This is a genomic window from Rhodosalinus sp. (assembly GCF_046542825.1).
GTDB lineage: Bacteria > Pseudomonadota > Alphaproteobacteria > Rhodobacterales > Rhodobacteraceae > Rhodosalinus.
Genome location: NZ_JBKHAQ010000136.1, coordinates 1 through 6926, shown reverse-complemented (window position 1 = coordinate 6926; position 6926 = coordinate 1). Strand labels below are relative to the sequence as shown.

Annotated in this window: 7 protein-coding genes and 1 pseudogene; 5 read left to right on the top strand and 3 right to left on the bottom strand. The window is 71.2% G+C overall.

Annotated elements, in window-relative coordinates:
* The 3 genes from ACLFOB_RS13605 to ACLFOB_RS13595 form a co-directional block, all read left to right on the top strand.
* Nucleotides 1-804, top strand: an 804-nt coding sequence (locus ACLFOB_RS13605; RefSeq protein ID WP_410926428.1) for an adenosylhomocysteinase, incomplete at its 5' end; no start/stop codon positions are given.
* Between the two features lie 110 nt (nt 805-914).
* Nucleotides 915-1895, top strand: coding sequence for a zinc-dependent alcohol dehydrogenase family protein (locus ACLFOB_RS13600; protein ID WP_410918335.1), 981 nt, complete (start codon nt 915-917; stop codon nt 1893-1895).
* A gap of 126 nt (nt 1896-2021) precedes the next feature.
* Nucleotides 2022-2363 (top strand): DUF2853 family protein, encoded by a 342-nt coding sequence (locus ACLFOB_RS13595; protein ID WP_410918334.1) that lies wholly within the window; start codon nt 2022-2024, stop codon nt 2361-2363.
* 595 nt (nt 2364-2958) lie between these two features.
* On the opposite strand, the gene ACLFOB_RS13590 is transcribed toward ACLFOB_RS13595, so the two are convergent.
* Genes ACLFOB_RS13590 through tsaD form a run of 3 tightly spaced genes read right to left on the bottom strand, consistent with a single transcriptional unit; the run spans nt 2959 to nt 5425 of the window.
* The gene (locus ACLFOB_RS13590) at nt 2959-3378 is read right to left on the bottom strand and encodes an EVE domain-containing protein (protein ID WP_410926427.1); all 420 of its coding nucleotides are present in this window, start codon (nt 3376-3378) and stop codon (nt 2959-2961) included.
* 11 nt (nt 3379-3389) lie between these two features.
* Nucleotides 3390-4349: an NAD(P)H-dependent glycerol-3-phosphate dehydrogenase gene (locus ACLFOB_RS13585; RefSeq protein WP_410918584.1), complete on the bottom strand. Its 960-nt coding sequence runs from the start codon at nt 4347-4349 to the stop codon at nt 3390-3392.
* A complete protein-coding gene (gene tsaD / locus ACLFOB_RS13580) occupies nt 4346-5425 on the bottom strand; it encodes a tRNA (adenosine(37)-N6)-threonylcarbamoyltransferase complex transferase subunit TsaD (protein WP_410926426.1) in 1080 nt (359 codons plus the stop codon). Before tsaD ends, ACLFOB_RS13585 begins: the two co-directional genes overlap by 4 nt.
* A gap of 66 nt (nt 5426-5491) precedes the next feature.
* Between tsaD and ACLFOB_RS13575 the strand changes: the two genes are divergently transcribed.
* Together ACLFOB_RS13575 and ACLFOB_RS13570 are read left to right on the top strand one after the other, a co-directional pair.
* On the top strand, nt 5492-6232 hold the full coding sequence (locus tag ACLFOB_RS13575) for a uroporphyrinogen-III synthase (protein ID WP_410926425.1): 741 nt from the start codon (nt 5492-5494) through the stop codon (nt 6230-6232).
* Nucleotides 6233-6282: 50 nt separating this feature from the next.
* Nucleotides 6283-6926: pseudogene (locus tag ACLFOB_RS13570) on the top strand (hypothetical protein); the annotation flags it as partial.

The following is a 6926-nucleotide window of genomic DNA, read 5'->3' as shown; positions in this document are numbered from 1 at the left end:
CTCTACAAGATGATGGAGAAGGGGCACCTGCCCTTCCCGGCGATCAACGTCAACGACAGCGTCACCAAGTCGAAGTTCGACAACAAGTACGGCTGCAAGGAGTCGCTGGTGGACGGCATCCGCCGCGCGACCGACACGATGATGGCCGGCAAGGTGGCCGTGGTCTGCGGCTACGGCGACGTGGGCAAGGGCTCTGCCGCCTCGCTCCGCGGTGCCGGCGCACGGGTGAAGGTGACCGAGGTCGATCCGATCTGCGCGCTTCAGGCCGCGATGGACGGCTACGAGGTGGTGCTGCTGGAGGATGCGCTGTCCACCGCCGACATCTTCATCACCACGACCGGCAACAAGGACGTCATCCGCCTCGAGCACATGCGCGAGATGAAGGACATGGCGATCGTCGGCAACATCGGCCACTTCGACAACGAGATCCAGGTCGCCGCGCTGAAGAACCACAAGTGGACCAACATCAAGGAACAGGTGGACATGATCGAGATGCCCTCGGGCAATCGCATCATCCTGCTGTCCGAAGGGCGCCTGCTGAACCTGGGCAACGCGACCGGACACCCGTCCTTCGTGATGTCGGCCTCCTTCACCAACCAGGTGCTGGCGCAGATCGAGCTCTTCACCAAGGGCGAGCAGTACGAGAACAAGGTCTACGTCCTGCCCAAGCGCCTGGACGAGAAGGTGGCGATGCTGCATCTGGAAAAGATCGGCGCGCGGCTGACGCGGCTCGACGCGGACCAGGCCGATTACATCGGTGTGAGCCCTGACGGGCCGTTCAAGCCCGAGCATTACCGCTACTGACACGCGCCGCCATGGGGGCCAAGATGCCCGGCGCGACGGCGCCGGGTATTTTCGTTGCCCCGGATCGCCGCTAGTCTTCCGCACGGGAGGCCGGGCAGGAGGGCCGGAAGATGCGTGCGATGGTGTTCGACGGCACGTCCTCTGCACTGCAACTGCGCGACCTGCCGCTGCCGGAGCCGGGGCCGGGTCAGGTGCGGCTGCGGGTCGAGGCTTGCGGGGTCTGCCGCACCGATCTGCATGTCGTGGACGGGGACCTGACGGAGCCGAAGGTGCCGCTGATCCCGGGTCACGAGATCGTCGGGCGGGTCGAGGCGCTGGGCGAAGGCGCGCAGGTGCCGCCGGGCAGCCGGGTCGGCGTGCCCTGGCTGGGCCATACCTGCGGCCGCTGCCGCTATTGCCGGATGGGACGCGAGAACCTGTGCGACGCGCCGGGGTTCACGGGCTACACGCTCAACGGCGGCTTCGCGGAATACTGCGTGGCCGACACGGATTACGTGTTCGAGCTGCCCGAAGACAAAGACCCCGTCGCGCTTGCCCCGCTGCTCTGCGCCGGGCTGATCGGCTATCGCAGCTTCCGGATGGCGGGCGACGTGCAGCGCCTCGGGCTCTACGGTTTCGGCGCGGCGGCGCACATCCTCGCACAGGTCGCGCGCCACCGCGGGATCGAGATCCTGGCCTTCACGCGTGACGGCGACACGGCGGCCCAGGACTTCGCCCGCCGGCTGGGCGCGGTCTGGGCCGGCGGCTCGTCGGAGACGCCGACGGACGAACTGGACGCGGCAATCATCTTCGCCCCGGTCGGGGAGCTGGTGCCGCGGGCGCTCCGGGCGGTCAGGAAGGGCGGTCGCGTGGTCTGCGGCGGCATCCACATGAGCGACATCCCGGCGTTCCCCTATCGCGACCTCTGGCAGGAGCGCGAAATCCGCTCCGTCGCCAACCTCACGCGCGCGGACGGAGAGGCCTTCTTTCCTCTTGCCGTCGAGGCGGGCGTCACGACCGAGACGGTGCCCTACGACCTTGCGGACGCGAACCGGGCGCTCGACGACCTCCGCTGCGGGCGGCTGCAGGGGGCCGCGGTGCTGCTGCCCTGATCCGGGAGCGGCGCGCCGCGGTCGCTGTCCGGCGCATGATTTCGCTTTGTGCGGGCCGCGAAGCTGGCTAGCCTTCGCGTGGCGGTGCCGGTGCGAGGGCCGCAGGGACAGACCAGAGAGCGCGACATGAGCAAGCGTGACGATTTGATCCAGAAATATGCCGGGGATTTGCGGACCAAATGCAAGATGGAGCCCGACATGGACCTGCTGACGAAGGTGACCATCGGCTGCGGCCCGTCGATCTACGACCCCGATGCGGAAACCGTGGCGTCGAGCCAGCCCGACGAGTTGGAGACCGTGAAGAACAACTTCCTGATCAGGAAGCTGGGCCTGACCGAGGGACCGGAACTGATGGAGGCGATCGACGCGGTGATCGAGACCTACGGCAGGTCCGAGCGCAACAAGTACCGGCCGGTGGTCTATTACATGCTGACCAAGCATTTCGGGAAGGAAGCGGTCTACGGCTGACCGCGTCGGAGAGCGGCCTTCCGGGCGGCGATACCGTCAATTCGCGGTATTCGGATTTTGCGCGCGAGAACGCCATGCGCTAGGCTGAACCTCGCACGAGCCAGGATGGCCGGACACTTCCCTTGATCGTCGGTGTGTGGGAGCGCCGGGGTGACGGAGGGTTCCGGCAGGGGCCGGACCCTCCGCTTTCCCCGGGTATTCGGAAAGAACCGGGATCCCGCCGATGAACGCGCCGATCGCCCCGACGACAAGCTTCTCGCCGCCGATCACGGTCAGGCTCGGCGCGACCGCCTGTCCGTCGAAGCCCGCCGCTGCCGACGACATCGCGAACGCGCTGCTTCCCACGGGCGGGAACAGGCCGCCCCATTACGATCGGCCGACCTGCGAAGCCGAGGGCCTGAAGCCCCGGCGCCAATCCCCCCGCCCGCCGCGGCCGCGTTCCATCCCGGCAACCTCCGTCGGCGGCTCCGCCGGATGGGCGTGTCACAATGCGCCGAGCGCAAGGCCTGCCGGCGTCACGACGGGCGCGTCCGGCCTCACCGGGATGGCACGCGCCGCCCCGGACCCGAGCGTCGCGCAGGACGATGGATCTGGCTTAGCCGGAAAAGCCCGCCTTCTCGCAGAGGATGCGCCATTCCGCCTCGGTCACCGGCTGCACGGACAGGCGCGGGTTGCGGACAAGCGCCATGTCCGCAAGCCGATCATCCGCCTTGATCTCGTCGAGCGTCACTGGCCTGGGCAGCGGCGCGACAGCCTTGATGTCCACACACTCCCATCGCTGATCGTCCGTCGTGCTGTCGGGATGCGCCTCGGCGATGACCTCGACGATCCCCACCAGGGCCTTCTCGCTCTGCGAGTGGTAGAAGAACCCGCGGTCGCCCACGCTCATCTCGCGCATCATGTTGCGCGCCTGATAGTTGCGGACGCCGTCCCATTCCTCGCCCGCGGCGCCCTTTGCCACCTGATCGTCCCACGACCAGGTGGAGGGTTCGGACTTGAAGAGCCAGTAGCGCACGGGCCGCCCCCTCATTCCTCGCGCAGCGGGCGCGACAGCAGCATGTCCATCGCTTCGCCCAGCGCAAGCCGCCCGTCAAGCAGCGCGACGACCGCCCCGGTGATCGGCATCTCGACCCCGAGCGCGCGGGCGCGGTCGGCCACGGCGCGGGCGGTGGGCGCGCCTTCGACCGTGTCGGACGAGGACCACGCCGCGCCCCGGCCCAGCGACAGCCCGTAGCGATAGTTGCGCGACCCTTCGGAGGTGCAGGTCAGCGCCAGATCGCCGAAGCCCGACAACCCCGCAAGGGTTCCGGGGGCCGCACCAAGCTTCGTCGCCATGCGGTTCATCTCGGCGAAGCCGCGGGTCATCAGCGCGGCGCGCGCGCTTTCCCCCAGCCCGGCCCCCATCGCCGCGCCGCAGGCAATGGCGATCACGTTCTTGAGCGCGCCGCCCAGTTCGGCGCCGGTCACATCCTCGGTGCGGTAGAGCCGCACGGTGGGCGTCGCCAGGTCGGCCTGCAGACGTGCGGCCAGCGCCCCGTCGGCGCAGGCGAGCGTCAGTGCGGTGGGCAGGCCTGCCGCGATGTCGTGCGCGAAGGACGGTCCGGTCAGGATGGCCTGCGGCGTGCCGGGCAGCACCTCGGCCAGCACGCCGGCCGGGCCAAGCGTGCTGCGCAGCTCAAAGCCCTTGCAACAGGCGACGAGCGCGCGGTCGCGCAGAACTGCGCCGTGGTCGTCGACCACGTCCCGAAGTTTCTGCATCGGCACGGAGAGCAGGATGGTGTCAGCGCCCGCGGCCTCGTCCACGCTGGCCGTGACGCGCAGCCCCTCGGGCAGCGCATGGCCCGGCAGGCGGCGCGTGTTCTCGCGTGCGGCGTCCATCTCTGCCGCGCCCTCTCGCGCCCAGAGCGTGACCTCGCGGCCCGCCTGCGCCAGCACGATGCCCAGCGCCGTGCCGAAGGCGCCGGCGCCAAGAATTCCCACGCTCATGCCTTGGCCCCCTTGCGCCCGCCGCCCAGCATCGCGGGGCGGCCCGTATCGAGCGGCCAGCGCGGCCGCGCGGCAAGGTCCATGCCGTCGCGGTGGCCGGCGCGAAAGAGTTCTGCGCCGGCATGGGCGATGATCGCCGCATTGTCGGTGCACAGCGCGAGCGGCGGAGCGACGTAAGCCACGCCTGCCGCATCGGCCACGCGCTTAAGCGCCGCCCGGATCGTCGCGTTGGCCGCCACGCCGCCCGCGACGGCCAGGGCGGGGGCACCGCTCTGCGCCAGCGCGCGGCGGGTCTTTTCGGCCAGAACCTCGGCGACCGCCGCCTGGAACCCGGCGCAGAGATCGGCCCGGTCCTGCCGGGTGAGCCCGCCCCTTTCCGCGATCAGCAGGTCGCGCTGGCGCAGCGCCGCGGTCTTTAGACCTGAAAACGACATGTCGCAGCCGGGCCGGTCGAGCAGCGGGCGGGGCAGGGCGAAGCGCGCCGGGTCGCCTGCTGCGGCCTCGCGCTCGATCGCAGGACCGCCGGGCTGCGGCAGGCCCAGCAGGCGGGCCACCTTGTCGAAGGCCTCGCCCGGCGCATCGTCGATCGTGCCGCCCAGCCGTTCGAAACTTGCGGGCCCGCGCACGGTCAGCAACTGGCAATGCCCGCCCGAGACGAGCAGCATGAGGTAGGGACAGGGCAGCGCATCGGTGAGGCGCGGCGTCAGGGCGTGCCCGGCCAGATGGTTCACCCCGATCAGCGGCAGCCCGGTACCTGCCGCGATCCCCTTGGCCAGCATAACGCCCGCCAGCACGCCGCCGATCAGGCCCGGGCCGGCCGTGACGGCCAGGGCGTCGATGTCCCGCAGCGTGACGCCGGCCTCCGACAGCGCGCGGCGCACGGCAAGATCCAGCTTTTCCGAATGGGCGCGCGCGGCGATCTCCGGCACCACACCGCCGAAGGCCGCGTGCAGATCGGCCTGACCCAGCACCACCGACGACAGGATGCGCGCGCCGTCCGGCCCGTCCGCGACCACCGCGGCCGCCGTGTCGTCGCAGCTGCTCTCCAGCCCCAGGATCGTCAGGGTTTCGGCCATCCGCTCGCCCGTCCGCGGGAAAGGGCCTTGCTACCACCCGGCCGCGCGGCCCACAATCCCGGCGCGATGACCGGCACCCCGACGCTTTTGCTCACCCGACCGGCCGAGGCGTCGGAGCGTTTCGCCGCGCAACTGCGTGGCGTGCTCGGCGCCCGGACGCCCAAGGTGCTGATCGCGCCGCTGATGCGGTTGGATTACGCCGGGCGGCTGCCCGAGATGACGCGGGTCGCCGGCCTGATCTTCACCTCCGCCAATGGCGTGCGCGCTTATGCCGTCGCGGGCGGGCCGCGCGACCTGCCGGCCTGGGCGGTGGGCGATGCCACGGCCGAGGCGGCGCGCCGGGCCGGGATCCCGGCCCGGGCCGCCGGGGGGGATGCGCGCGCCCTGCTGGACCTGATGGTGCGAGAGCGGCCCCCGGGCCCGCTGTTGCATGTCAGGGGCGAACATGCGCGCGGCGATGTAGCGCGGAAACTGCGCGTCGCCGGTCTCGATACGCGTGAAACCGTGCTCTACCGGCAGATTCTCCTGCCTCTCGGCGACGCGGCCCGCGCCGCGCTGGAGGGTCGCGCGCCCGTTGTGGTGCCGCTATTTTCGCCGCGGACGGCCGTGCAGTTCGCCACGCAGCACGGCGGGCGGGCGCCCCTGCTGGTCGCCGCGATGAGCGAGGCGGTCGCGCGCGAGGTCGCGCATCTGCCGGCCGTCCGGCTTCTGACGGCCGAACGCCCGGACGCGCCGGCGATGCTGCGGGCGGTGGTCGCTTTGCTGGATCACGCCGCACGGCTTGAGGGACCGGAGACCGACGGGTAAGCTGCCCCGAGGCGGCATCACGGTCGCGTGAGAATCGAGAAGGACCAGGTGTGGCGGACAAGGACAAACCCGCAGGCTCGGACGATGAGCCCGAAAAGGACGCCACCCGCGACGGGCCTGCCGACCCGAACGGCGCCTCCGAAGCCGACGCGCGCCCGGACGAGGACGCAACGGCCGAAGCGGACGAGGTTGACGCGGGCGCATCGGAGGCCGATGCGCAGCCTGACGCCGACGACGCGATAACCCCCACGGACACCGCCGATGCACCGGATGCCGTAAGCTCGCCGGACGAGGAAGCCGTGCCCGGAACCTCGGAGGTCGAGGCGCAGGTCGACCTGGCCGACGGCACCGCCCCGCCGGATCCGGACGAGATGCCGGAGGCCGGAGCCTCGGCGGTCGAGGCGCAGCCGGACGCGCAGGACGCGAAGGGGCCTGCCGCCGACGGCACCGCCCCGCCCGACCCGCAGGAGACGCCCGAGGCCGGCGGTTCGGCCGTCGAGGCGCAGCCGGACGCGCAGCTCGACGATCCGGCTTATGCCGACTACGACCGCGCCGAGACCGCAGACAGTGCGGAGATCGAAGCCCACCGCGAAACCGGGCGGTCCGACGCAGAGGCGCCCGCTGAGCCCGTTCCGCCCGCGCCCTGGGCCGCTGCCGCCGGCGCGGCGGCGGCCGGGGCCGCGGGCGGCGCCAC